This window comes from Paracoccus acridae, from assembly GCF_014642735.1.
GTDB classification, from domain to species: Bacteria; Pseudomonadota; Alphaproteobacteria; order Rhodobacterales; family Rhodobacteraceae; genus Paracoccus; species Paracoccus acridae.
Genome location: NZ_BMIV01000023.1, coordinates 1 through 25,561 on the forward strand (window position 1 = coordinate 1; position 25,561 = coordinate 25,561).

A 25,561-nucleotide genomic window follows, 5' to 3' on the forward strand; every position below is an offset into this window, starting at 1 on the left:
CGATAAAGGTCCGCCCCGCGCAGAGCAGCACCACCGCCTGCACGGCATCGTCCGCGTCCAGCGAGGCCACCGCGTCCCACAAGCCCTGCCGCAGCGCCTGCGACAGCGCGTTCACCGGCGGATTGTCCACCGTCACAACCGCAACCGCGCCGTCCCGAGTGATGCTGATGACCGACATGCTATATCCCCAAGTAAGCCGCACGAATGCGGGGGTCTGTGGGCGGGGAACCTGTCCGGTTGAGGTTCTGGACACAACCTTCGGAAACTGCCGAAAAGAACTGCATCATTCGCAAGACAGGCCGAAGCCGCCCCACCTATAACCCTGCGGAAACGACAAGGAGCGGACCCGTGCAAGACTGGCTGGAATTGAAAGACGCGACCTGCATCATCACCGGCGCAACCGGCGGCCTGGGCCGCGCGATGGCCCTGGGCTTCCTGCGGGCCGGGGCGCGGGTCGCGCTCTTGGACCAGGCGGCCGAGGTGGATGAGGGCTTCAGGGCGGATCTGGACCGCACCGGCAGCCCCTGGCGCCTTTATGCGGCCGATGTCCGGGACAAGGACCAGATCCGCGATGTTGCGGGCCAGGTCGCGGCCGACCTGGGCAAGCCGTCGGTCCTGGTGAACAATGCCGCGCTGTCGGCGCCTGCCCCGCTGGCGGAAACCGATCTGGACCGGCTGCAGAACCAGTTCGCGGTCAACCTGGGCGGATATCTGCAATGCGCGCAGGTCTTCCGCGAGGGCCGCGACCCCGGCCGGCCCGGTTCGATCATCAACATCGCCTCGATCGCGGGGCGCAACGCGCAGGCAAAATCCGGTGGCTATTCATCGACCAAGGCCGCGATCCTGATGCTGTCGCAGCAGATGGCGGTGGAATGGGGCCTCGAGGGGATCCGCACGAACAGCGTCAGCCCCGGCCTGTTCCTAACGTCCATGACGCAGAAATTCTATGCCGACCCCGAGGATCGCCGCCGCCGCGAGGAGGTCGTGCCCCTGCGCCGGATCGGGGATGCGGACGAACTGGCCAATGCCGTCCTGTTCCTGGCAAGCCCCCGGTCATCCTATGTCAACGGGGCCGAGATCATCGTGGACGGCGGCTTCTCGCAAACGCTGATGTCGCATATTCCGCGCGCCTATGGGCGCTGAAACGTAAAAGGGGGCGGATTGCGCCGCCCCCTTTTCCTGACATCACTGCAATTCGATGCCGCGTTCCTTGACGATGGCGCCCCAGACCTCGCGGTCCTGGTCCAGCTGCTTCTGCAGTTCGTCGGGCGTGCCGCCCACCGGGAATTGCGCGATGTTGGACAGGAACTCGACCGTGCGCTCTTCCTTCAGGACCTCGTCGATGGCGGCGCTGATCGCCTGCACCTGCGCGTCGTCCATTTCGGCGGGGGCGAAGATGCCCGTCCAGAACGACCCCGTCAGCTGGGGATGGCCCAGTTCGGCGAAGGTCGGCACCTCCGGCAGCTGCGGGATGCGTTCCTCGCTGGCGACGGCCAGCATCTTCAGGTCGCCCGACCGGATCTGCCCGATCACGCCGAAGGGCGAGGAGACGGTGAAGTCAATCTGCCCGCCGATCATGTCCTTGAGTTCGTCCGCCGTGGTCTTGTAGGCGACCTCGGTCATCTCGAAGCCCAGTTCGCGGTTCAGCAGCGCGCCGTAAAGCTGGCTGAGGCTGCCGGGACCGAAGGTGCCGAAGCGGAACGGGTTCTCGCTGGCCTTGGCGGCGGCCAGGAAGCCGTCCAGGTCGTTGTATTCGGCCGAGGCGGGCACGGTCAGCGCCATCGGACCATGAGCCACCAGCGAGACGGGCTTGAAATCCTCGGCCTTGAAGGGCAGGCCCTTGCGGGTCAGCAGGTTGACCGAGATGGGCCCCGTGCCGCCCACGAACAGGGTGTTCTGCGGGGTGCGGGTGCTGGCGACATATTGCGCGCCGATGATGCCGTTCGCGCCCGGCTTGTTTTCCACCAGATAGGTCTGCCCCGTCTTGCGCGACAGGCCCTCGGCGATCAGGCGGGTCAGGCCATCGACCGGGCCGCCGGCGGAATAGGGCACCACCATGGTGATGGGGTCGCCCTGCGCGATCGCGGTAACCGGAACAAAGGCCAGCGACGCCGCCACGGCCAGACCCGCAATCAGATTGCGCCTCGTTGTCATGCAAACCTCCCATGCATCTCAGTCGCGCAATCTGCAGAAATTGCACCGCATGGTATATGGCGATTTCCGATGGACTGTTCTGCCGATTTCGCGGGAATTGCTGGGGAAATCAGCGGATCACAAGAACCGGAATCGTCGAATGTGACACGACTTCAAGGGTCTGGCTGCCCAGGAACAGGCGGCGCATTCCCCGGCGCCCATGCGAGGACATCACGATCAGATCCGCGCCTTCCGCCTTGGCGGTCTCGACCAGGCCATCGGCGGGATGTTCGTCGGGGACATGGACGGTCTTGAATTCAACCCCGGCCTGGGTGGCGCGGTCGGCGGCCTTGTCCAGGATCGCCTTGGCGAAGGCTTCCTCCTCGGCCTCGTATTTCTGGACCGGATTCCCCTCGCGCACGGCATTGGCCATGTCGATGGCCGACCACATTTCCGTCACGGTGACCATCGTGACCTTCGCGCCCACTGTCCTGGCAAGGTTCAAGGCATGGTCAAGCCCGCGCAACGACAAGGGAGAGCCATCGAGACCGACGAGGATGTTCTTGTACATTCCTGATTCCTTTCAACAACAAGCGTTCTGGACCAAGGCGTCGGGCAGGTCGGCCGCGACCTGGATGTCCTGCCGTCCCCTGCCCCGGATATTGGCACGGCGCGTCTGCCGGGCCCAGACGCCCGCGCCGGTTATGCGCAGGACCTTCCCGTCAAGCGGCCCCTGGGCGCGCAACCTGCCGCTGTCGCTGATCGAGGTGACGAAGATCCTGTCCCCCTCGGGTCCGCCGATGCAAAGCGACGCGGGATGGGCCACCGGAACCTCGATGCGGCGGACCAGCCGTCCCTGGGGGTCGAAGCCCGCCAGGGCGCCCGCATGGACAAGCGCCGTCCAGAGAATGCCTTGCGCATCGAAGACGCAGCCGTCCGGGGCCGAATCCAGCGCATCGGTGGTGGCGAATATCTCGGGCGCCTCCAGGCTCCAGTCCTCGCCGATGCCGAAGCGCAGGATCCGCCGCGCGGCGCTGTCGCAAACGTAAAGGCACCCGTCCGGCCCCATGCGGGGGCCGTTGGTGACGCCGATCCCGGTCGCCAGCTTGACCGTCGCCCCATCCGGGCTCAGCCGGTAAAGCCCGCCCAGCGGCGCCTCGCCCGGTTCGCGGAAGATATGCATGGTGCCCACCAGGAAGCTGCCGTCCGGCAGAACCACGCCGTCGTTCAGGCGCAGGTTGGGGTGATCCACCTCAAGCTCGGCCAGGGTCTCGACCGCCGATGTGGCGGGATCGACAAGCGCGATGCTGCGCCGCAACGCGACCACCAACCGACCGTCGCCGTTCAGCGCGAAGGATCCGACCGGCGCAGGCAGGGCGATCTGCCGCCGCACCTCGCCCGTCTCGGGGTCAAGGGCCACGATCAGGCCCGCGCGCCCATCGACCAGCCACAGCATCCCGGTTTCCCCGTCCCAAACCGGGCATTCCCCAAGCTGCGCCCGGAAGGCCCCCAGCGGAGAAATCGACAGCGTCATGGCAATGTCCTGATCCTGTTGCGCGGGAAATGCGGGTTTTCGGGTCTATCCCCTTCAGAAGCCATTACATCCGCAAGCCTGCCTGCACTTCTGCAGAATCCGCAAGACTGTTCGCCACGCTGATCGGTTCAAAAACGGCGCAAGGACACGTAATCCGACCCGATCCCTGCAGCAGCCGGGAACTGGGGGAGGAACCAGCATGTCCGAAGAACACGTCCGTCTTGACGTTGCCGATTACGTCGCCGTCATCACCTTGCAACGTCCGCCCGTCAACGCGCTCAGCCGAGAGATGCGGCGCCAGTTCATCGCGATCATCGACGAGGTTTCGGCCCGCGACGACATCCGCTGCGCCGTCCTGACCAACAGCGGCCATGTCTTCTGTTCGGGCGCCGACCTGAAGGACCGCCCCGATCCCGACTTGCCCGGCGACTTCCTGGAACACAACCGCGTCACGCGCGAAACCGGCAATGCCGTCCGCGAATGCGCCAAGCCCGTGATCGCCGCCGTCAACGGCGCGGCCCTGGGCGCGGGCTTCGGCCTGGCCGCGGCCTGCGACATCATCTATGCCAGCGACCGATCCACCTTCGGGATGCCGGAAATCAACGTGGGCCTGGCGGGCGGGGCCTCCATGCTCAAGACGCTGTTCGGGCGCTCGACCCTGCGGCGGCTGTTCTTCACCGGCCAGCGGATCAGCGCGCAGGAACTGGCCGACCGCCACATCATCGAAGCCGCCCTGCCGGAATCCGACCTGATGCCCACCGTGATGGAGCTTGCGCACGAGATCGCCGGCAAGTCGCCGCTTGCCATGATCTATGCCAAGCGCGCCGCCAACATGGTCGAGGTGATGCCGCAGCGCGACGCCTATCGCTTCGAACAGGAATTCACCATGGCGCTTGCCAGGACCGAGGATGCCCGCGAAGCCCGCATGGCCTTCCTCGAAAAGCGCAAGCCCGTCTTCAAGGGACGCTGAACCATGCCAAGGGATCTTGCGGACATGCCCGGACAGGGCCTCGACGCCTTCTTCGGGGCCGATGGCATCGCCATCGTCGGCGCCTCGGACGACATCACCAAGATCGGCGGGCGGCCGATCCACCTGCTGAAGAAATATGGCTATCGCGGCCCGATCTATCCGGTGAACCCGCGCGGGGGCGAGATCCAGGGGCTGACGGCCTATCCCTCCGTCCGCGACCTGCCGACGGCGCCGGACCTTGCCATCCTGGTCGTGCCCGCCACGGCCACCGCCGATGCCCTGCGCGACTGCGCGGCGCGCGGCGTGCGGGGGGCGGTGGTCCTTTCCTCGGGCTTTGGCGAGGCAGGGCCCGACGGGCAGGCGTTGCAGGACGAACTTCTGGGCATCGCCCGCGATGCGGGGATGCGCCTGTTGGGGCCGAACTGCCTGGGCAGCTTCAGCGTCGCCAATGGCGTGATCGGATCCTTCTCGATCGTGCTGGAAGACAGCATGCCCAAGGCGGGCAATGTCGGCATCGTGTCGCAATCGGGCAATATCGGCAGCTTCATCGTCCAGAACGTCGCCCTGCGCGGCCTGGGCGTCAGCCACTTCATCGCCACAGGGAACGAGGCTGATGTGGACGTGGCCGACGGCATCGCGGCGCTTGCGCGGGACGCGCAGACGGGCGTGATCCTGTGCTGCATGGAAACCTGCAGGGACGGTGGGCGCCTGACGCAGGCCCTGGATCTGGCGCGTGCCAATGGCAAGCCGGTGATCGTGCTGAAGATCGGCGAAACCGAAAGCGGCCAGGCCGCCGCCGCGTCCCATACCGGGGCGCTTGCCGGGTCGGACGCGGTGATCGACGCGGTGCTGCGCCGCCACGGCGCCCTGCGCGTCCGCAGCATCGAGGCGCTGCTGGAAATGGGCCACACGGCCTCGATCCTGGGCCGGGACCGTTTGCCCAAGGGCAAGCGCGTCACGCTGGTCGCGGCCTCGGGCGGTTTCGGGATCATGATGGCGGATGCCGCGACCAAGGCGGGACTGGACCTGCCGCCGCTGTCCGACGCGACCAAGGCCCGCATCAACGAGGCGGTTCCCACGGCGGGCACCAACAACCCGGTCGATGCCTCGGCCCAGATGTCCAGCCGTCCCGACATCCTCTACAAGATGCTATCGGCCCTGATCGAGGAGCCCGACACCGACGCGACGCTGCTGTTCCTGTCGCTGTCGCTTTACAACAAGCGGCTGCGGGGGGTCTATCTGGAAGCCCTGGCCCGGATCCGCGAAAGCCATCCCGACCGGCTGCTGGCCGTCATCAGCGCCGGTCCCGCTGACGCCGTGGCCGAGATCAACGCCCTTGGCATCCCGGTCTTCGCGGGCATCGACGCGGCGGCGAACGGGCTTGCGGGCCTGTCGCGGCTGACCGGGCCTGGCGGCGATGCCGTCCGCTGGACGGGCGAAAGCCTGCCCGTCGATCCCGCCGTCTTCCGCAACGAGAACGCGGCCAAGAAGGCCCTGGCGGAAATCGGCGTCGGCATCCTGCCCGAGGCCACCGTTCAGTCCGCGGACGAAGCCGTGCAGGCGGCCGATGCGATGGGCTATCCGGTCGTCCTGAAGATCCTGTCCGAGGACATTCCCCACAAGACCGAGGCCGGCGGCGTCGCCCTGAACCTGGGCGACGGGGACGCCGTGCGCGCGGCGCATGACCGCATCCTGAACTCGGCCCGCAGCCATGTGCCGGGCGCCCGCATCGACGGCGTGCTGGTCACGCCCATGGCGGGCGCGGGAACGGAACTGATCATGGGCGTTTCGCGCGATCCGGTCTTTGGCCCGGTGGTGATGGTCGGCATGGGCGGCATCTTTGCCGAGGTCCTGGGCGATGTCGCGCTGGAACCCGCCCCCGTGACCCCCGCCCAGGCCGACGCCATGATCCGGTCGCTGAAGATGTTCCCGATCCTGGACGGCGCGCGGGGCCGCGAACGCGGCGATGTCGCCGCCGCCGCCCGCACCCTGTCGGCCTTGTCGGAATTCGCCTGCCGCCACGCGGATGACGTGGCCGAAATCGACCTGAACCCGGTCCTGGTCCGGGCAGAGGGTCAAGGCGTCGTGGCGCTCGATGCCCTGATGATCCCCCATGCGAAGGTGTAAGCCATGACCGTGCAGCCTGTCTTCACCAAGTCCCTTCAGGCGATGGCCCCTGCGGAGTATCGTCTGCACGCCCGCAGCTGGCTTGCGGCGAACCTGCCCGCCCATATGCGCGCGGACAGCACCGACTGGCGCGCGCCCGCGCTGGAGGAATCGGTGTCCTGGGAGGCGCGGATGTATCGCGCGGGCCTGGCGGGCATGACCTGGCCCGTCGAATATGGCGGCCACGGCCTGACCCTGCGCGAACACCTGATCGCCAACAAGGAAATCGGCGCGGTCATGATGCCCGAAAGCGCGGGTTCGGTCGGCAAGGAACTGGCCGGGCCGATCATCATGGCCGTGGGCACCGAAGACCAGAAGCAGGCCTTCCTGCCCCGCATCCTGACGCTGGAGGACATGTGGTGCCAGGGCTTTTCCGAACCCGATGCCGGGTCGGACCTGGCCCGGCTGCGGACCCGCGCGGTCCCGCATGACGGCGGCTGGCGCATCAACGGGCAGAAGATCTGGACCTCGGGCGCGTCCAAGGCCGACTACTGCCTGCTGCTGACCCGCACCGGCACCATCGAGGACCGCCACAAGGGGATGCTGATGTTCGCGGTGCCCATGTCCACGCCGGGCATCCGCGTCGTCCCGATCAAGTCCATCGACGGCAAGGTTTCCTTCGCCGAGGTGTTCTTCGACGACGTGATCGTCCCCGACGAGGCCCGGCTGGGCGCGCCCGACGAAGGCTGGGACGCCGCGATCCGCGTGCTGTCCATCGAACGCGCGACCAACCGCATGTATCGCCCGTGGCGGTTCGAAACCGAACTCCGCGCCCTGCTGCGCGGCCTGAAATCGGACCCGGAACTGGCGGTGCTGCTGGACGACGGCGCGGTCCGGGACCGGATCGGGCAGGTTCTGGGCCAGATCGACGCGCTCAAGGGCTTTGTCGAAGGGTCTGTGGAACAGCTTCTGGACGGCGCGCAGATCGGCGCGCGGGGGTCGCTGTCGAAGCTCTATTGGTCGGAATGCCACCAGGCCTTTGCCGGCCTGGCCCTGGATCTGGTCGGCCATGTCACGCCGCGATCCTCGGGCCTGGCGCAGCGGATCCGCGACCACTTCACCACCGCCTATCTGTTTGCGCGGGCCGAGACGATCTATGCCGGCACGACCGAAGTGCAGCTGGACATCATCGCGCAACGCATCCTGAAATTGCCGAAGGATCTGCAGAAATGAGCAGCGACGACCACGGCCTTCTTCCCGCCGAGCTTGCCGAAGCCGCCCGCCCCGCCATTGCCGAGGCCAGGGGCAAGCCCGCCCGCGATGCCGCCCGCATCCTGGCCGAGGCTGGGCTGACCGGCGTCTGCGCGCAGGAAGACGATGGCGGGATGGCGCTTGGCCTGTCCTTCGCCCTGGCCATCGCCGAGGAAGCGGGCGCGGGCCAGTTGCGCTTTCCGCTGCTGGACCAGATCCTGCTGGCGCAGGCCTTTGCCGGGCAGGACATCGCCGGGCGCATCGCCGCAGGCGAAGCCCTGGGCGTGATCGGCTGGGAAGGCGCCCGCGACGGGCTGCTGCGCCTCTCCGACGACTGCGACTGCGACGTGGTTCTGGTGCCCACCGGCCAGGGCGCGGACCTGATCGAACGGGCGGGCCTGACGGCGACACCGACCCCCCTGCTGGACCCGGATGCGCCGCAGATCTGGCTGGATGTCGGCGCCGCCCGCAAGATCGGATCTCTGAGTGGCGAGCAGATGGCCGACCTGCGCCGCGCGGGCGAGGCGCTGTATGGCGGCTTCGTCACCGGGGCCGCGGCGAATGCCCTGGCCCTGTCCAGCGACTATCTGGCCGCGCGCGTGCAGTTCGGGCGTCCCCTGTCGTCGAAACAGGCCGTGCGCCATCACTTGGCGCGCATGAAGCTGTTGCTTGAAATGAGCCGCGCCGCCCTGGCCCGGTCGCTTGCCCGGGACGAGCTTGGCAATCCCCGCGACACCCGGCCCGCCTTCCTGGGCGCGGTCGGCAATGCCATCTGGACGCTGGAAAAGGCGATCCACCTGCATGGCGGCATGGGCTTCACCTGGGAAGTTCCGCTGCATTATTCGCTGCGCGACATCCGCAAGATCGAGACCGCCTTCGGCGCCGGCCGCCTGGCCCGTCAGGTCGCGCAAGACTTCATCCGGGCCGCATGACGAAGGGGAAAACCATGTCCAGCGATTTCGAAGGCCGCGTGGCCCTGATCACCGGCGCCGGAAACGGCATCGGCCGCCAGACCGCCATCGAGATGGCCCGGCGCGGCGCGGTGGTGGGCGTGAACGACCTCAAGGACGAATTCGTCGCCGAGACGCTGGATCTGATCCGGGCCGAGGGCGGGCAGGCATTCGGCGTGGTCCAGAACCTGTCCACCCGCGAAGGCGTGCAGGCCGCCGTGGATGACACCGTGGCCCAGGGCGGGCGGCTGGACATCCTGGTCAACAACGCCGCCTGGGTGCGTTACCAGGCGATTCCTGACATCCGCCTCGACACGATGGACCGGATGCTGGACATCGGCTTCAAGGGCGTGATCTGGGGCATCCAGGCCGCAAGCGCGGCGATGGACGACAAGGGCGGGGCCATCGTCAACGTCGCGTCCTCAGCCGCCTTCCGGTCCACCCTGAATTCGGTCGTCTATTCCGGCATCAAGTCGGGCATCCTGGGCATCACCCGCGCGGCGGCCGCCGAACTGGGCGGGCGCGGCATCCGCGTGAACGCCGTCTGCCCGTCCGCCGTCCCGACCGAGGGCACGATGCGCAACCGCGACGAAAAACGCGACGCGGCCCGCATCGCCCGCACGCCCCTTGGCCGTCTTGGAACGGTCGAGGACATCGCCCGCACCATCTGCTTCATGGCCAGCGACGATGCGGGCTTCGTCACCTCGCAGGCGCTGCTGGTCGATGGCGGCGTCACCCTGACCAATATCTGAGGCACGCTTGAACAAGGTCGTCATCACCGGGGCTGCATCGGGCATCGGACGGGAAACCGCCCGGATCTTCGCCGATGCCGGCTGGACCTGCGTGCTGCTCGATCTGGATGGCGAGGGCCTGGCCGCCGTGCGGGCCGACCTGCCGGGCGGATCCCATCAGGCCGTGGCGATGGACCTGACGCGGGATGCCGATTATGCCGCCCTGGCCGCGATCGAAGGGCCGGTCGCGGCGGTGATCTGCAACGCGGGCGCATCGGGGACGCCGGGCCGCGGCATCGCGGACCTGACGCCCGGCGAGTTGGACGCGGCCCTGGCGCTGAACCAGCAGGCTCCGCTGCGGATGCTGGCGGCGCTTGAGGGCCGGCTGGCCCATGGCGCGCGCGTGGTCGCGGTGTCGTCGGGGGCGGGTCTGCGCGCCATTCCCCTGCGCGGCGGATACAGCCCCAGCAAGGCCGGCCTGATCGCGGCGATGATGGCCTTGTCGGATGCGCGGACCGATCTGGCGGTCAGCGTCCTTTGCCCCGGCTTCATCCGCACGGCCCTGGTGGACCGCCTGATCGCGGGGGGCCAGCTTGACCCGGCCCGCGCGGTCGCCAAGATCCCCTTGGGCCGCATGGGCACCCCGCAAGAGATGGCCGATGCGCTGTTCTTCCTGGCCGCCCCTGCCGATCCGCCGCTGCGGGGCTGCGTTCTCAGCGTCGATGGCGGCTCCTCGGTCTTCGGCGGCAGCGTGGCTTATGCGCCGGGGCCGGACACGTCCGGGCAACTGGCCCCGGACGCGGGTTTCGCCTTGCGCCATGCCGACGACCTGTCATCCGCCTTTCCCCCCGGCGCCACGCCGCAGGCCGTGGCCGATGGCCGCGCCCGCCATGCGCCCGATCCGATGCAGGCCCTGCGCGCGGCGGCCGCCGATTTTGCGGCCACCGAAGGCGCGGTCAGCCTGACGCTGCTGCTGCCCGCCGATGACGACCCACACCCCGCGGCGCGCGGACAGGCCGCCACCCTGCGGATGATGGTGGCGACGCTGGCCTGCGAGCTTGGCCCCCAGGGCCGCCGCGTCAACGCGGTCCAGGGCCGCCCCGACCCGGTGCTGATCGACTGGATCGCCCGCGCGGGCTTCCTGACCGGCCAGGTGCTGACATCCGCCCGGAGTGCGCCATGACCCCGCGGGAACAGCAGATCCGCGACCACTTCATCGCCCGGCGCGGTTATTGGCGCCCCTGGGTCGAGGCGCTGCTGAAGACCCGCCCCGACTTCGTGCAGGCTTATGCCGATTACGCGGGCGAGGCCGTGGCCCAGGGTCCGCTGACGCCGCGCATGGTCGAACTGATCTATGTCGCGTTGGATGCCTCGGCCACGCATCTTTATGCCAACGGGCTGCGCACGCATATGGACCTGGCCCTAAAGGCCGGGGCGACCGAGGCGGACCTGATGGACGTCTTCGCGCTTTTGTCCGCCCAGGGTCTTGAATGCGTTCGGGCGGGCGCGGATATCCTGGCCGAGGAACTGGGCGTCGCGACGTCCGGCGACGGTCTTGCCGCGCTGTCGCCCGCCTATGCGCGGACCCTGCGCGATTTCGAACAGGCGCTGGAAAGGCCCGGCGGCCTGAAGCCCGTGGAACGCGCGATCATCAGGACCGCGCTTTTCGCCTGCTTCACCGGCTTTCAGGAAGGCGGGCTGCGCCGCGCGATCCGCCAGGCCCTTGACCTTGGGGCGGCGCAGGGGGAATTGCTGCAGGCCATCCAGCTTGGCGCCCATCTTTCCGTTCACGGGACCGCCATGGGCGCCCAGCTTTTCACAAGTGCCACGCCTGAAACGTAGTCATCGGGATTCCGCTGGAGGAAGGCGGCAGCCCGAAAATGGGAGGACATCATGAGAACGCATATAAGTCAGCGCCTTCCCGACCTGGTCGGTGCAGGCCTTGTCACCGCCTTGGGCATCTTCGCCTATGTGCAGGGCGCCGGCTATGACATGGGCACGATCCGAGAGATGGGGCCGGGATATTTTCCGCGCATCCTCTCGGTCGGGCTGATCCTGATGGGCCTGCTTTACGCCTTCGTGGCATGGCGCGCCGAACCCGTCAGCTTTGGCGAGGAACGCCCCGCCCCCCTGTCGGTCCTGATCATCTGCGCCTCGCTGGTCGTCTTCGCCCTGCTGATCGAGCGGAACGGCCTTGTGCCCGCGATCTTCTTCTCGACCTTCCTGTCGACCTTCGCCTCCGACAAGCGCCACATTCCCACGGCGCTGCTGCTGTCGGCCCTGACCGCGCTTGCCTGCGCGGCGATCTTCGTCTGGGGGCTGTCCCTGCCCTTCAAGTATTTCGCGATCTGAGGCACGCCATGATCGAGAACATCCTTCTTGGACTTTCCGTCGCCCTTTCGATGAAGGGGCTTTTCTACTGCGGGCTTGGCGTGCTTCTGGGCACGGTGGTGGGCGTCCTGCCGGGCCTTGGCACCATGGCCACGCTGGCCATGCTGATGCCCATCACCTATCACATCGACCCGAATTTCGCGGTCATCATGCTGGCGGGCATCTATTACGGCGCAGCCTATGGCGGCTCGACCGCCTCGATCCTGCTGAACCTGCCCGGCACCGTCACCAGCGTCGTGACCACGCTGGACGGCTATCCGATGGCGCAGCAGGGCAAGGCGGGCCTGGCGCTGTTCATCACCGCCATCGCGTCCTTTGTGGGCAGCATGATCGGCGCAGTGCTGCTGGCGGTCCTGACCGTGCCCCTGGCCAACATCGCCATGAAGTTCGGGCCGCAGGAATATACCGCGCTGATGGTCTTCGGCCTTGTCGCGGCCTCCATGCTGTCCACGGGGCGGCCGCTGAAATCGCTGATCATCGTCTTCGTGGGGATGCTGCTGGGCCTTGTCGGCATCGACATGAACAGCGGCACCTCGCGCTACACCTTCAACCTGCCCGAACTGTTCGACGGGCTGTCGCTGGTCGCCATCGCCCTGGGCCTGTTCGGCCTGCCCGAGATCATCACCACCGCCCGCGGCGGACCCGAGGGCAAGGTCACGGAAGAACGGATCACCCTGCGGTCGATGCTGCCCAGCCGGGCCGAATGGCGCGAAAGCGCCTGGCCGATGCTGCGCGGCACGGGGATCGGGTCGTTCTTCGGCGCCCTGCCCGGCACCGGCGGGATGATCGCGACCTTCATCTCCTATGCCGTGGAAAAGCGCATCAGCAGAACGCCCGAGAAGTTCGGCCATGGCGCCATCGCCGGTGTCGCCTCGCCCGAGGCGGCCAACAACGCCGCCGTCCAGACCGCCTTCATCCCGACCATGAGCCTGGGCATCCCCGGCGATGCGGTCATGGCGATGATGCTGGGCGTGCTGATGGTCCATGGCGTCATCCCCGGCCCGCAGGTCATCACCGAACATCCCGACCTGTTCTGGGGACTGGTCGCGTCCTTCGTGGTGGGCAACATCCTGCTGGTCGGGCTGAACATCCCGCTGGTGGGCCTGTGGGTGCGACTGCTGAAGGTGCCCTATCACCTGCTTTATCCGATCATGATCGCCTTTGTCTGCGTGGGCATCTATTCGGTGCGCAGCTCGGTCCTGGATATCTATATCCTGCTGGGCGCGGGGATCGTCGGCATCGTGCTGAAGCTTCTGCGGTTCGAGTTGGCGACGCTGCTGCTGGGCTTCGTCCTGGGCCCGATGATCGAGGAAAACTTCCGCCGCACCATGACGGTGACGAACGGCGATTTCTCGTCCTTCCTGGACCGTCCGATCGCGGCGGTCTTCGTCTTCGGCACGCTGGCGATCGTGGGCTTCTTCGTGATCCGCTATCTGATGCGCTTCATCATGCCCGCCCGCGCCAACGCCTGAGGGCGGGCGCGGCAGAAAACAGAAAGGCCGCCGGGGCGAACCGGCGGCCTTTTTCGTTGAAGGGGTCTCGGATCAGCCCTGTTTGGCCCGGCGGATCATCGACTTGGCGATCACCGTCTGCTGGATCTGAGTCGTGCCTTCATAGATGCGGAACAGGCGCACATCGCGATAGAAGCGCTCCACCGCATATTCCTGCATGTATCCCGCGCCGCCATGGATCTGCACCGCGCGGTCCGCGACCCGGCCCACCATTTCGGACGCATACATCTTGGCGCAGGCCGCTTCCTCGGACACGTTCTGGCCCGCGTCCTTGCGGCGGCCAGTTTCCTCGACCATGCAGCGGGCGGCATAGGCCTCGGCGCGGCTGTCGGCCAGCATGGCCTGGACAAGCTGCTTGTCGGCGATGGGGGCGCCGAACTGCTCGCGTTCCATCGCATAGCGCAGCGAATCGTCGATCAGCCGTTCCGCCGCCCCCGTGCAGATGGCCGAGATATGCAGCCGCCCGCGATCCAGCACCTTCATCGCGGTCTTGAAGCCCTGCCCCTCGATCCCGCCGATGATGGCATCGGCCGGGACGCGGCAATCCTCGAAGATCACGTCGGCGGTATGGGCGCCCTTCTGGCCCATCTTCTTGTCGCGCGGCCCGACCGTCAGGCCGGGCGTTCCCGCCTCGACCAGGAAGGCCGACACGCCCGCCGCCGATCTGCTGGTCGGGTCGGTGCGGGCGAAGACGGTGAACAGGCCCGCGCGCGGGGCATTGGTGATGAAGCGCTTGGTCCCGTTCAGGACGTAATGGTCCCCGTCCCGCCGGGCCGAGGTCTTGAGCGATCCGGCATCCGATCCCGCCCCCGGTTCGGTCAGCGCGAAGGAGGCGATCAATTCACCCGACGCCAGGCGCGGCAGGTATTTCGCCTTCTGCTCCTCGGTCCCGTCGATGATCAGCCCCTGGGAGCCGATGCCGTTGTTCGTGCCGATCAGCGACCGGAAGGCGGGCGAGGTATAGCCCAGTTCGAAGGCGATCTGGATCTCCTCGGACATGTTCAGGCCGATGCCGCCGTATTCCTCGGGGATGGTCATGCCGAACAGGCCCATCTCCTGCATCTCGGCCACGACATCGGCGGGGATGTCGTCGGTCTCGGCCACCGTTTCCTCAAGCGGAACCAGCCGTTCGCGGACATAGCGGCGCACCATGTCGCGCAGCTGATCCAAGGTTTCCTGATCCAGGGCCATGCTTCTTCCCTATGTGTTTGTGACATGTCGAACCGCGGCGCCGCAGGGGTGCCGCGGGCTTGGATCCGCCGGCTGGCCTTCAGGGCTTGCGGATGAAGGCCCCGGCCAGGTCGCCGTCGGCCAGGCCGAAGTCCTGGGCCACCGCGTCAGTATCGCCCGCGAAGGACGGGGGCGACCTGCGATAGGTGGCGGGCGTCCGTTCCAGCTTGATGGGGCTTGCCGTGCCGCGATAACCGTCGGGCAGATCGACGATCATGCCGCGCGCATGGGTATGGGGGTCATCGACCACCTGGTCGATGGTCCGCACCGGCGCGCAGGGCACGCCCGAGGTGACCAGCCGTTCCGCGACCTCGTTCACCGCCCAGGCCGACAGCGCGCCTTCCAGAAGCGCGCGCAATTCGGGGCGGTGCTCCTTGCGCAGGGCGTTGGTCGCATATCGCGGATCCGCGGCCGCCTCGGGGATGCCCAAGGACTGGCACAGCTTCGCGAACTGCCCGTTGTTGCCCACCGCCAGGAACAGGTCGCCGTCCTTGCAGGCATAGGTGTCATAGGGGGTGATGTTGGGATGGGCATTGCCCGCAAGCTTCGGCAAGCCGCCGCCCAGGTAATAGTTCGGCAGATGCGGATGCAGAAGCGAGACGCCGCAGTCGTAAAGCGCGGCCTCGACGAACTGGCCCTGCCCGGATTTCGTCCGTTCCTGCAGGGCCAGCAGCACGCCCACGGCCGCGTTCAGGCCCGTCACCATGTCCACCACGGGGATGCCCATGCGGGTGGGCTTGCCGCCGGGTTCGCCATTCACGCTCATCAACCCGACCTGGGCCTGGATCGCGGCGTCATAGCCCGGGCGGCCGCCATAGGGGCCATCCTCGCCAAAGCCCGACACGCGGCAATGGACCAGGGCCGGGAAGCGCCTTTGCAATTCCGCGCGGCCAAGGCCCCATTTCTCGAGCGTGCCGGTCTTGAAGTTCTCGATGAAGACATCGGCCCGTTCCAGCAGCGCCGCCAGGACATCGCGGCCTTCCTGGGTCGAGAAATCCAGCGCGATCCCCTGCTTGTTGCGGTTCAGCCCGATGAAATAGCTGGCCGCGTCGCCATGGAAGGGCGGGCCCCAGTGGCGGGTCTCGTCGCCCTGGGGCGGTTCGATCTTGATGACGCGGGCGCCGTGATCGGCCAGGATCTGGCCGCAATAGGGCCCGCCCAACACGCGGCTGGCGTCGATGACGGTCAGCCCGTCCAGGGCCCCGGCCACGGCACCCTTGTCTGTCATGCCTGCTCCTCAAGCTGCAACCTGCGGATCCCCGCGCCGAAATTGACCAGGGGATTGGCCCCTGTCCGGCTTTTCGCGCTGCGGATCAAGCCCACGAACAGCCGATGCGTGCCAAGCCGCCAGTTGTGGACGATGTCGCATTCCATCGCCGCAACCGCGTCCTGCAGGACCGGCATCGCGGCATGGCCGTCGGCCCAGATGCCGTCAGCAAAGCGCGCCTTGCCCTGGGGCTGCGACAGCACGGTCTGGACCAGGCCCTGATGTTCGTGGCCCAGAACATTCGCCACGAATTTCTGCACCCCCAGCAGCTTTGCCGCCATGGACGAGGATTCGTTGACGAAAAAGCCGATCATCGGCGGTTCTGCGGAAATCGAGGTCAGGCTGGACACGATCAGCGCTGCCGGCCCGTCGCCATCCATCGTGGTGATGGCCGCGATCCCCGCAGGCAGGGCGCGCATCGCCGCCTTGAAATCGTCGGTCGAGACCAGTTCGCGATCCTCGACCCAGGCCATGTGGGCGCGGACCAGGCCTTCGTCATTGGTGAAGCCCGCCTTGGCGGCATAGGCCAGCATCCCGGCAAAGCCCGCTTCCCATTCCGCCTCGCCCGCATGGCCGGACAGGAAGCGCAGGATCTGGGGATGCAGCCAGACATGGCCCTCGCCCTCGCGCCGCCCGATCCGGGCGATGGCGCCCTCCAGGCGGCCGTTGATCTGGGGATCGACCAGGATGTCGAGCCTGCGGAAATCCGCGGGCTCCAGCATGGTGATCGCCCCGGATACGCCAAGATACAGGCGCATCGGTCAGGCCGCGGCCTTCTGGGCCAGTTCCTTCTGAACGGCGGGGATGATCCGGTCGCCCCACAGTTCGATCTGGCGCAGCATGGTCTTCTGGTCGAAATCGCCCAACTGGGTCTGCAAGGCGATGTGCTTGGGCCTGAGGATCTCGATCTCCGCCAGCAGCTTGTCGATGACCTGGTTGACCGAGCCGACCGGCAGGTTCGCCTTGAGCTGTTCCATGGTCGGATCGGTGTCCGAGGGGACTTCCTTGATCATGTAGCCGTCGTCGGACTGCGCCCGGCGGTATTTCAGGCTTTCGGAAATCCGCCGCTGGAAGCGGGCGCAATCCAGATAGGCGTCGATCTCGGCCTGGTTGTCGCTGGCATAGCCGCAGCGCAGGAAGCCGAAATGGACGTCGCGGTCCAGATCCTTGCCCTCGCCCTCGGCCACCTTTTCCAGGCGGGTGCGCAGGTTCGCGATGGCGTCGTTGCCGTTCAGCAGCGCGGTCACGAACAGATTGTGGCCTTCGCGCACGCCGCGCCCCAGCGTCACCGGGTTGCCCGAGGTGATCCAGATCGGCGGCAGCGGTTCCTGCACCGGGCGCACGGCGATGGAACTGGGCAGGATGTCGATATGCTTGCCGTGATATTCGAAGACCTTGTTCTTGAAGGCCATCGGGATGACGTCCAGGAATTCGTCATAGACGGCGGCCGATTCCTCGATCTTGATGCCGAAGCGTTCGAATTCGAACTGCTGGTACCCCGACCCGATGCCCAGTTCCAGACGGCCGTCTGACAGGGTATCGACCAGGCCCACCTCGGCCAGGAAGCGGGCGGGGTGATACAACGGCAGGATGCAGACGGCGCTGCCCAGGCGGATGCGCGTCGTCTTGGCGGCGCAATGCGCGACCATCATCAGCGGCGACGGCGACAGCGAATAGTTGTTGAAGTGGTGTTCGGCATACCAGGCGTTGCTGAACCCGGCCTGTTCGGCCATCACGGTCTGCTCGACCGAGTTCTTGATGACGTCCTGCGACGACTGGTGATAGCCGCGCTGCTGGGCCAGAATGAAAACACCAAAATCCATCTTGCCGCCCTCCTCGACGATAAAAGCTGGCGTAACTGCTACACTCCCTCGCCTGTTCGTCGGAATACGCATAATATGACGAGGTATGCCGCAGATAATGGGGGAATGATGGACCGGCTGAGGGCGATGGAAATGTTCCTGTCGGTCGCCAAGACCAGCAGCTTCACGGAAACGGCGCGGCTGTCGGCGACCTCGGCGACCTCGGTGTCGCGCATCATCGGGGACTTGGAGGATCACCTGGGGGTGCAGCTTCTGCTGCGGTCCACCCGGCAGGTCACCCTGACCGAGGCGGGCGAATCCTATGCCCGCCAGATCGAGCCGATCCTGTGGAGCATCGACGAGGCCCGCGACAGCATCAGCGCCATCAGCACCAAGCCCCAGGGCGTGCTGCGCATCCATTCGCGCACGATGTTCGGCCTGGGCGTCCTGACCCCGCTGATCCCGCAATTCGCGGCACTGTATCCCCAGATCAAGATCGAGCTGGCCCTGGGCGAGGACAAGGTGGACCTGCGCCGGCAGGGCATCGACATCGACTTCCGCATCTCGCCCCCGGCCGAGGCCGGGCTGAAGCGGCGCAAGCTGTTCGAATCCAAGCGCCTGCTGGTCGCGTCCCCCGCCTATATGGCCGACAGGCCTGCGGTGGAAAGCCCGGCCGATCTCCACCACCACGACCTTTTGGCGTATATGCGTCCTGGGGACGTCTATAACTGGCGGTTCAGCAGGAAAAGCAAGGATCGCGAGGTCAGGGATGAGGATCTGGAGATCGCCCCCAGGCATGTGTCCAACAATGGCATGGTGCTGTTGGACCTGGCGCTGTCAGGGCAAGGGGTGGCTTTGCTTGATGATTACACGGTCGCGAACTGGCTTGATCAGGGCGACTTGGTCCATCTGCTGCCGGATCATAATGTCACGAACTCGACTTTCGAGGAGGGAATCTATGCGACATTCCTGGATACCCCGATTGTCCCTGCCAAAATCCGGACGATGCTTGATTTCGTCATCGAGCGCACTGCGGGAATGCAGCGCCGCTTTGACGTCTGGCGTCAGCCGCTGACGGTCAATCGGCCGTAGCGCACCGATGTCTGCCCGCGTGTCCCACTTGTCATGTTGCCCCAAGTTGAAGTGTGCTTCCTAGGCTTGGTGCTGACCGCCGAGCCGTTCCTGTCGCGTGGCGGAATATGGGCCAGGTCGGGCGCCGATGAAGATTGGACCGTTACGGCGTGCCAGCCGCGCTGTGCAATAGGAACATGCCGTTGCAGGAACCCGTTGCGGCACGTTCTTTGCCATGTTGCCGGGCTGACGGGCGACCGGCGTGTGATGACCAACAGGAGCTGCCTGATGCAACCACTTGTCCTGCCATCTGCTGGGAACCGCATCGGCGTCATTTCCGACACCCACAGCCTGCTCCGTCCCGAGGCGCTGGAGGCTCTCGACGGCGTCGGCCGCATCCTGCATGCAGGCGACATCGGCGATCCCACCCATCTTGAAGCGCTGGCGCGCATCGCCCCGGTGACGGCAATCCGCGGCAACATCGACCGCGGCCCCTGGGCCAAGACCCTGCCCGAGACGGCGAGCCTCACGATCGGCGGCCTGCGGATCCACATGATCCATGACCGCAAGGCCCTGCAGGCTGATCCGCGAGCCGAGGGGTGGGACGTCGTGATCTCGGGCCATTCCCACAAGCCCGGCATCGAGGAAACCGGCAGCACCCTGTGGCTGAACCCCGGCGCAGCCGGCCCCCGCCGCTTTCGCCTGCCGATCACGCTGGCTTTCCTGTGGGAAGAGACCGGCCGCCCCCGCGCCATGATCCACCCCTTGCCGGTTTGACCTGCTTCCGCCCGGACATGGTGTTCTGAACCGCCCCAGGCCTGCCCGACACTGGATGTCGTCGGAGGCAAGATCCTCACGAAGAACCGCAGTCGCTCGAACTCCCCCTGCCCTTTCCTGCCCGCTGGTCCTCTTCAACTATCAGAAGATCTTCGGCCTTCTCCCATGCGCCGCACAGTTTCATCCCGGCCCGGAACGGCGGCGTCGCAGCGATCCTGTTCAGCTTCGTGTTCCTATAGCAAAAGCCGGTCCGATCAGCGTCGATGCACAAGGGCCATGGAAAGCAAGTGTCACGATCACGCCTGGCCCGTCGTCCTGCAGGGAAGACGGGCCAGCCTGTTCTTGTCAGTTTCCACCCTCCGGTGCGGTCTGAGAACTGCCTTCGGCCTCGCCGCTTTCGGCTTCCTGTTCCGCAGCCTCGGGGTCCGATGCGGGCTGATCGCTGCCCGTGTCGCCCCCAGCCTTGGTTGCCGCTGGATCAGCTTCGCTTGCAGCGCCTGCCCCACCCGCCGCAGGGGTTTCGCCCCGGGCGGTATAGACCAGGATCGCGCCTGGATTTTCCAAGCCTTCGGCGCCTTCGCCCTGTTCGTTCTGGATCCCCCCTTGCGAGTCGGTCAGCAGATAGATGGTCTGTCCGTCATCCGCGATCTCGATGTCGCGCAGGCGGTTCTGGCCCAGGTAATAGCGGGTGAAGCCCTCGCCTTCGCCCGCCGCAGGATCGAAGGCATAGATCGAGCCGTGCTTCAGCGCGGTGGACAGCAGGCGCCCCTGCAGATCCGCCACGGGGCCGTCATACCAGGCGATCGACGAAGGCCCGATGCTGGGGCGGCAGAAGTAGCCGAAATCCTCGCAGCCTTCGGGCGGCTCGGTCACGGTGAACAGGGTGGCAATGGGCGCGACATAGTTTTCGGGCGCCTGCCATTCGCTTTCCTTTTGCCAGGGAACGCTTTCGGGAATGGTCTTGGAAGGCCCGACCCATTCCAGCTGGTCGCAGGGTTCCGACGCCTCGGACCATTGGGCATAGACATAGAAATGGTCGTCCTGCCGGCCCGCGACATGGGGCCAGCCATAGTTGCCGCCCGCCGTGATGCGGTTGATCTCGTCATCGGAGTCGGGGCCATGCTCGTTGGAATAAAGCGTGCCGTCGGGGGCAAAGGCGATACCCTGCGGATTGCGGTGACCATAGCTGAAGATGTGGCTGCGGACGCCCTCGATCTCGGGGTTGTCGTCGGGGATGCTTCCATCGAGATTCAGCCGCAAGACCTTGCCCTGATAGGCGAAATAATCCTCGGCGCTCAGTTGGTCGGCCGTGGGCAGGGTCTGGGCTTCGATCGGGCGGCACCAGTTCACAAGCTGGTTGTGGCCCATGTCGCCCACCGTCAGGTAGATCATGCCGTCCAGCCCGATCTCCATCCGGCCCGAGTTGTGGTCGTTGTTGGCGGGGATCCCGGTCAGCACGTCGGTCTGGTTCGACAGCCTGCCCGTCGCCTCGTCGTAATCGAGGCGGACGATCTTGTTGAAGATGTCGTGGTAGGGGTCTTCATTGTCCGGGCGGGTGGGGTCGGTGCGGGCCTCGTCCTCGTAGGTCAGATAGACGAAGACCTGGTTGCTGCCATTGCCGAAATCCGGGTGGAAGGCGAAGCCCATCACGCCGGTCTGGGCGCCGCTGGTGATCTCGGGCAGCTGGAACTCATGGGCGCTTTGCAGCGTGCCGTTTTCGGGGTTCACGCGGACCAGCCTGCCGGCGGTGCGTTCCGTCACCCAGAGCCAGCCGTCGGGGCCGACCCTGATCTGGAAGGGATTGCCTAGGCCCTGGACCAGAACCGCCTTGTCAAAGGGAAAATCGGCGCGGGTCACGTCTTCGGGGGACTGGGCAAAGGCCGGCGACAGCGAGGCAGCAAGGGCCGCTGAAAGACAGAAGGTTTTCCGGGATGACATGGGCAAGGCTCCTATCGACGGGGGACAAGGAAGCATCGGCTTGTGTCAACGCGCTGATGACACCGATGTTCCGGTGCGGGTGGCCCTTGCCGCCCGGATCGAAAACCCTCTGCCAGGACCGTCTTGGACTGCAGGCGCAGGGGTCCCATCCCATCGGGAACCATAGCCCGGCCCCTCATCCCAGCTAAGGCTGACAAAAATACTCGCCATTATTGACATCAGCTTTTGGCGGGCATAATCGCCAGGGCATGGCATCTGGCACTTCTGCCAAGCCGAGGAAAGGAATGGCCTATGCGAACGCTTTTCACTGCTGGACTTGCGATGCTGCTTGCCTCTACCGCACTGGCCGATGTGACGATCGAGACGGCGCAGGGCCCTGAAACGCTGCCTGAAATGCCGGCAAAGGTGGCGGCCCTGGACCTTGGCGTCGCCGACACATTGATGGCCCTTGGCGTCACGCCGGCGGCCCTGCCCGAGAAGCTGTTCCTTGATCATCTTCAGCCTTTGGCCGGTTCCGCGGCCCCTGTCGGCACGTTGCAGGAACCCGACCTCGAACAGCTTGCCGCCGTGGGTCCGGACCTGATCGTCGTGGCCAACCGCACCGCCGTGAAAAGAGATGCTGTCGAACAGGTCGCGCCCGCAATCGACATGACGGTGGACGGCGCCACGCTGATCGAGGACGCCAAGGCCCGTCTTTCCGCCTTTGCCGCCCTGTTCGGCAAGGAAGCCGAGGGCGAGGCGCTGATCGCGACGCTGAACGACAAGCTGGCCGGTCTGTCCGATGCGGGCCGCGACAAGGGCAATGCCCTGGTCCTTCTGACCAACGGACCGAAGATGTCGGCCTATGGCGCAGGTTCGCGGTTCGGCTGGATCTATGAGGTTACCGGGATGCCGCAGGCGGGCAAGCCGCTGGACGCCAAGGCCAGCCATGGCGACGCCGTCAGCCACGAATTCATTGCCCAGACCAATCCGGACTGGCTGTTCGTGCTGGACCGGGGTGCCGCCATCGGCGCCGACGGTCCTTCGGCCGAAGCCACCCTGGACAACGAGCTGGTGCGCCAGACGAATGCCTGGAAGAACGGCCATGTGGTCTATCTGCCCGCCGGCAACGTGTATCTTGCCCCCGGCGGCTATACCTCGCTGACCGAGACCCTGGACAGCCTGGCTGCCGCGCTTGCGGAATGAAGGCCCGTGTCGCCGTCGCGGGTCTGTTGCTTCTGTTGCTGACGCTGGCAAGCCTTGGCGTTGGCGCGGCAAGTATCGACCTGCGCGCGGCCGACGGATGGACGCTGCTGGTGCTGATGGAGTCCCGGCTTCCCAGGACGCTGGCGGTGCTGCTGACGGGCGCGGCCCTGGCGGTCGCGGGCGTCGTGATCCAAAGCCTTGTGCGCAACCGCTTCGTCGGTCCTGACACGGCGGGCACGGGCGAAAGCGCGGCGCTTGGGCTGCTGGCCGTCACGCTGCTGGCGCCGGCCGCCCCGATCTGGGTCAAGATGATTGCGGCCAGCCTGGCCGCGATGGCAGGGACCGCCCTGTTCATGGCGATCGTTCGTCGCCTGCCGGTGCGCGAGGTGATGCTGGTCCCGATTGCCGGTCTGATCCTGTCGGGCATCATCGGCAGCGTCGTGACCTGGATCGCGTGGCAGCATGACCTTCTGCAGTTCGTCGCCACCTGGCTGATGTCGGGCGAATTCTCGGGCGTCATCGCGGGTCGATACGAACTGTTGTGGGTCGCGGGCCTGGCCGCGCTGCTTGCGTGGTCCGCAGCCGACCGTTTCGCGATCCTGTCGCTGGGCGACCAGGTGGCCACGGGGCTGGGACTGTCGTCGCGCGGCGTGATGCGGCTGGGGATGGTGGTCGTCTCGGTAGTTTCGGCCCTGGTCGTGACAACCGTGGGCATGATCCCGTTCGTCGGACTGGTGGTGCCGAACATCGTCGCGCGGATCATGGGCGACAACCTTCGCGCCTCCATTCCCGTTGTGGCAGCGGGCGGGGCGGGGCTGCTGCTGGCCTGCGACCTGATCGGGCGGATCCTGCGCCATCCCTACGAAATCCCCGTCGGCACGATCCTGGGCATCGTCGGTTCGCTGATCTTCCTGTGGCTTCTCTACCGGCCTGCGGCGCATGGATAGGACCGCTGCCACCCTGATTGCGGCGCTGATGGCGCTGCTTGCCGCGGCCTCGCTGGTATGGATGTTCCAAGGCATCGGCGGCGGCAACCGCGCCTTCATCCTGCACCTGCGCGCGACCAAGCTGGCGGGGCTGGTGGTGGTCGGCGCGGCGGTGGGCATCGCCACCGTGCTGTTCCAGACGGTCGCCGCAAACCGGGTGCTGACGCCCTCCATCATGGGCTTCGACGCGCTTTATGTCCTGCTGCAAACCGGGCTTGTGGCGGCGCTTGGCGTCGCGGGCTTTGCCGCCCTGCCTGTCGCAGCAAAGTTCCTCGCCGAGGTCGCCGCCATGTCGCTGCTGGCGGGGTTGCTTTTCGGCACGCTGCTGGGGCGCGGCGCCAGGGACATTCCCCGAACCATCCTGACCGGGGTGATCCTGGGCGTGCTGTTCCGGTCCCTGTCCACCTTCCTGGCCCGGATCATGGACCCCAATGCCTTTGCCGTGGTGCAAAGCGTCAGCTTCGCCAGCTTTGGCAGCATTGATGCGGCGCTTCTGCCGATGGCGGCGCTGATCATGGCTGGCTGCGTCGCGGGCGCGTTGTGGCTGGCCCCGCGCCTCGACGTGCTGGCCCTGGGCCGAGAGGTCGCGACATCGCTGGGTCTGCGCTTCGACAGGTTGGTCCTGGTGACGCTGGGGCTGGTGGGAATGCTGGTGTCGGTTTCGACCGCGCTTGTCGGTCCCGTGGCGTTCTTCGGCCTGCTGGTGGCGGGCCTGGCGCATGGCCTGTCACCCTCGGCGCGTCATGCGGTGCTGCTGCCCGTGGCCGGGCTGATCGGCGCGGCGATCCTTGTCGCGGGCCAGACGCTTTTCGAACGCCTGATGGGCCAGACCGGCACCCTGTCGGTGGTGGTCGAATTCGCGGGCGGCCTGTTCTTCCTGTTCCTTCTGCTGAAAGGGCGTGTCCGATGATCCGCATAAACGGTCTGAGCCACCATATCGGCCCGGCCCCGATCCTGCACGACATCAACCTGACCCTGCCGCGTGGCAAGCTGGTCGCGCTGATCGGTCCCAACGGCGCGGGCAAGTCCACGCTGCTGCGCCTGATCGCCCGGCTGGAACCCCTGCAACGGGGCCGGGTCGAGATCGACGGGCTGGATCTTGCCAGCACGCCCACCGAACGGCTGGCGCTTGCCATGGCCGTGATGGGCCAGCAGACCCAGATCGCCAGCCGGCTGCGGGTGGCGGAACTGGTAGGCTTCGGCCGCTGGCCCCATCACCAGGGCCGCCCCCGGCCCGCTGACAGGGAAGCGGTCGAAAACGCGCTGGAAGCTTTCGGGCTTGGTCCCCTCCGGCATCGCTTCCTGGACGAGATTTCCGGCGGCCAGGCGCAACGCGCGCATCTGGCGATGACCTTTGCCCAGGGCACCGACTGGCTGCTTCTGGACGAGCCGCTGAACAACCTCGACATGGCCCATTCCCGCGCGCTGATGGCGCGGCTGGCCGAACTGGTGCGAGGCAGCGGGCGCAGCGTCGTCACCGTCGTGCACGAGGTCAACTATGCCGCCGCCTGGGCCGACCATATCGTCGCCATGAAGGGCGGCCGGATCGTTGCCGAAGGTCCGGCCGACACGGTCCTGACCGAACAGGTGCTGTCGGACCTTTACGACACGCCGATCGAGGTGTCGCGCCACGACAGCCGCCCGCTGGTCCTGCACCACCATTGGCACGACCAACTCGGCGCGCCCTATCCCAAGGCATCCGACGCCGACCGTTTCCCCTTGCATTGA

At 66.6% G+C, this 25,561-nt stretch carries 25 protein-coding genes; 16 read left to right on the forward strand and 9 right to left on the reverse strand.

The window, feature by feature from the left end; translation table 11 throughout:
* The coding region (locus IEX25_RS17630) for an enoyl-CoA hydratase/isomerase family protein (protein WP_188716857.1) at positions 1 to 178 on the reverse strand (178 nt) is incomplete at its 3' end.
* Between the two features lie 170 nt (positions 179 to 348).
* On the opposite strand from IEX25_RS17630, the gene IEX25_RS17635 reads away from it, so the two are divergent.
* Positions 349 to 1,143 (forward strand): SDR family NAD(P)-dependent oxidoreductase, encoded by a 795-nt coding sequence (locus tag IEX25_RS17635; protein WP_229665414.1) that lies wholly within the window; start codon positions 349 to 351, stop codon positions 1,141 to 1,143.
* Between the two features lie 42 nt (positions 1,144 to 1,185).
* On the opposite strand, the gene IEX25_RS17640 is transcribed toward IEX25_RS17635, so the two are convergent.
* From IEX25_RS17640 to IEX25_RS17650, 3 genes are all read right to left on the reverse strand, one after another.
* Positions 1,186 to 2,154: a Bug family tripartite tricarboxylate transporter substrate binding protein gene (locus IEX25_RS17640; protein ID WP_188716861.1), complete on the reverse strand. Its 969-nt coding sequence runs from the start codon at positions 2,152 to 2,154 to the stop codon at positions 1,186 to 1,188.
* Positions 2,155 to 2,263: 109 nt separating this feature from the next.
* On the reverse strand, positions 2,264 to 2,704 hold the full coding sequence (locus IEX25_RS17645) for a universal stress protein (RefSeq protein WP_103174486.1): 441 nt from the start codon (positions 2,702 to 2,704) through the stop codon (positions 2,264 to 2,266).
* 12 nt (positions 2,705 to 2,716) lie between these two features.
* The gene (locus IEX25_RS17650) at positions 2,717 to 3,667 is read right to left on the reverse strand and encodes an SMP-30/gluconolactonase/LRE family protein (protein WP_229665416.1); all 951 of its coding nucleotides are present in this window, start codon (positions 3,665 to 3,667) and stop codon (positions 2,717 to 2,719) included.
* Between the two features lie 199 nt (positions 3,668 to 3,866).
* Between IEX25_RS17650 and IEX25_RS17655 the strand changes: the two genes are divergently transcribed.
* The 9 genes from IEX25_RS17655 to IEX25_RS17695 are packed head-to-tail and all read left to right on the forward strand — an operon-like array spanning position 3,867 to position 13,538.
* On the forward strand, positions 3,867 to 4,637 hold the full coding sequence (locus IEX25_RS17655) for an enoyl-CoA hydratase/isomerase family protein (protein ID WP_103174485.1): 771 nt from the start codon (positions 3,867 to 3,869) through the stop codon (positions 4,635 to 4,637).
* A gap of 3 nt (positions 4,638 to 4,640) precedes the next feature.
* Positions 4,641 to 6,764: an acetate--CoA ligase family protein gene (locus IEX25_RS17660; RefSeq protein WP_188716863.1), complete on the forward strand. Its 2,124-nt coding sequence runs from the start codon at positions 4,641 to 4,643 to the stop codon at positions 6,762 to 6,764.
* Positions 6,765 to 6,767: 3 nt separating this feature from the next.
* On the forward strand, positions 6,768 to 7,976 hold the full coding sequence (locus tag IEX25_RS17665; RefSeq protein WP_188716865.1) for an acyl-CoA dehydrogenase family protein: 1,209 nt from the start codon (positions 6,768 to 6,770) through the stop codon (positions 7,974 to 7,976).
* Positions 7,973 to 8,926 (forward strand): acyl-CoA dehydrogenase family protein, encoded by a 954-nt coding sequence (locus IEX25_RS17670; RefSeq protein WP_188716867.1) that lies wholly within the window; start codon positions 7,973 to 7,975, stop codon positions 8,924 to 8,926. The genes IEX25_RS17665 and IEX25_RS17670 overlap by 4 nt, the downstream gene beginning before the upstream one ends.
* Before the next feature lie 14 nt (positions 8,927 to 8,940).
* Positions 8,941 to 9,696 (forward strand): SDR family NAD(P)-dependent oxidoreductase, encoded by a 756-nt coding sequence (locus IEX25_RS17675; protein ID WP_103174490.1) that lies wholly within the window; start codon positions 8,941 to 8,943, stop codon positions 9,694 to 9,696.
* Between the two features lie 7 nt (positions 9,697 to 9,703).
* Positions 9,704 to 10,858, forward strand: a complete 1,155-nt coding sequence (locus IEX25_RS17680) for an SDR family NAD(P)-dependent oxidoreductase (protein WP_188716868.1) — start codon at positions 9,704 to 9,706, stop codon at positions 10,856 to 10,858.
* A complete protein-coding gene (locus tag IEX25_RS17685; RefSeq protein ID WP_188716870.1) occupies positions 10,855 to 11,517 on the forward strand; it encodes a carboxymuconolactone decarboxylase family protein in 663 nt (220 codons plus the stop codon). The genes IEX25_RS17680 and IEX25_RS17685 overlap by 4 nt, the downstream gene beginning before the upstream one ends.
* Positions 11,518 to 11,568: 51 nt before the next feature.
* Positions 11,569 to 12,027 (forward strand): tripartite tricarboxylate transporter TctB family protein, encoded by a 459-nt coding sequence (locus tag IEX25_RS17690; RefSeq protein WP_103174481.1) that lies wholly within the window; start codon positions 11,569 to 11,571, stop codon positions 12,025 to 12,027.
* Positions 12,028 to 12,035: 8 nt separating this feature from the next.
* Positions 12,036 to 13,538: a tripartite tricarboxylate transporter permease gene (locus IEX25_RS17695; RefSeq protein ID WP_188716872.1), complete on the forward strand. Its 1,503-nt coding sequence runs from the start codon at positions 12,036 to 12,038 to the stop codon at positions 13,536 to 13,538.
* A gap of 72 nt (positions 13,539 to 13,610) precedes the next feature.
* Here IEX25_RS17695 and IEX25_RS17700 read toward each other — a convergent pair whose 3' ends face one another.
* The 4 genes from IEX25_RS17700 to IEX25_RS17715 form a co-directional block, all read right to left on the reverse strand.
* A complete protein-coding gene (locus tag IEX25_RS17700) occupies positions 13,611 to 14,768 on the reverse strand; it encodes an acyl-CoA dehydrogenase family protein (protein ID WP_188716874.1) in 1,158 nt (385 codons plus the stop codon).
* A 79-nt stretch (positions 14,769 to 14,847) separates the two neighbouring features.
* Positions 14,848 to 16,035 carry a CaiB/BaiF CoA transferase family protein gene (locus IEX25_RS17705; protein WP_188716876.1) on the reverse strand — a complete coding sequence of 396 codons (1,188 nt, stop codon included), beginning with the start codon at positions 16,033 to 16,035 and terminating at the stop codon, positions 14,848 to 14,850.
* Entirely contained in the window at positions 16,032 to 16,832 is an 801-nt protein-coding gene (locus IEX25_RS17710) for a flavin reductase family protein (RefSeq protein ID WP_188716878.1), read from the reverse strand. The genes IEX25_RS17705 and IEX25_RS17710 overlap by 4 nt, the downstream gene beginning before the upstream one ends.
* A 3-nt stretch (positions 16,833 to 16,835) precedes the next feature.
* Positions 16,836 to 17,897: an LLM class flavin-dependent oxidoreductase gene (locus tag IEX25_RS17715; protein WP_188716880.1), complete on the reverse strand. Its 1,062-nt coding sequence runs from the start codon at positions 17,895 to 17,897 to the stop codon at positions 16,836 to 16,838.
* A 108-nt stretch (positions 17,898 to 18,005) separates the two neighbouring features.
* Here IEX25_RS17715 and IEX25_RS17720 point away from each other — a divergent pair, with 108 nt between their 5' ends.
* The gene (locus tag IEX25_RS17720) at positions 18,006 to 18,968 is read left to right on the forward strand and encodes a LysR family transcriptional regulator (protein ID WP_188716882.1); all 963 of its coding nucleotides are present in this window, start codon (positions 18,006 to 18,008) and stop codon (positions 18,966 to 18,968) included.
* Between the two features lie 267 nt (positions 18,969 to 19,235).
* Positions 19,236 to 19,724, forward strand: coding sequence for a metallophosphoesterase family protein (locus tag IEX25_RS17725; RefSeq protein ID WP_188716884.1), 489 nt, complete (start codon positions 19,236 to 19,238; stop codon positions 19,722 to 19,724).
* 345 nt (positions 19,725 to 20,069) lie between these two features.
* On the opposite strand, the gene IEX25_RS17730 is transcribed toward IEX25_RS17725, so the two are convergent.
* Positions 20,070 to 21,662, reverse strand: coding sequence for a glucose/sorbosone family PQQ-dependent dehydrogenase (locus tag IEX25_RS17730; RefSeq protein WP_188716886.1), 1,593 nt, complete (start codon positions 21,660 to 21,662; stop codon positions 20,070 to 20,072).
* A 291-nt stretch (positions 21,663 to 21,953) separates the two neighbouring features.
* Here IEX25_RS17730 and IEX25_RS17735 point away from each other — a divergent pair, with 291 nt between their 5' ends.
* Genes IEX25_RS17735 through IEX25_RS17750 form a run of 4 tightly spaced genes read left to right on the forward strand, consistent with a single transcriptional unit; the run spans position 21,954 to position 25,561 of the window.
* A complete protein-coding gene (locus IEX25_RS17735; RefSeq protein WP_188716888.1) occupies positions 21,954 to 22,847 on the forward strand; it encodes a siderophore ABC transporter substrate-binding protein in 894 nt (297 codons plus the stop codon).
* A complete protein-coding gene (locus IEX25_RS17740) occupies positions 22,844 to 23,794 on the forward strand; it encodes an ABC transporter permease (RefSeq protein ID WP_188716890.1) in 951 nt (316 codons plus the stop codon). Before IEX25_RS17735 ends, IEX25_RS17740 begins: the two co-directional genes overlap by 4 nt.
* A complete protein-coding gene (locus IEX25_RS17745; protein WP_188716892.1) occupies positions 23,787 to 24,743 on the forward strand; it encodes an iron chelate uptake ABC transporter family permease subunit in 957 nt (318 codons plus the stop codon). The genes IEX25_RS17740 and IEX25_RS17745 overlap by 8 nt, the downstream gene beginning before the upstream one ends.
* Positions 24,740 to 25,561, forward strand: coding sequence for an iron ABC transporter ATP-binding protein (locus tag IEX25_RS17750; RefSeq protein ID WP_188716894.1), 822 nt, complete (start codon positions 24,740 to 24,742; stop codon positions 25,559 to 25,561). The genes IEX25_RS17745 and IEX25_RS17750 overlap by 4 nt, the downstream gene beginning before the upstream one ends.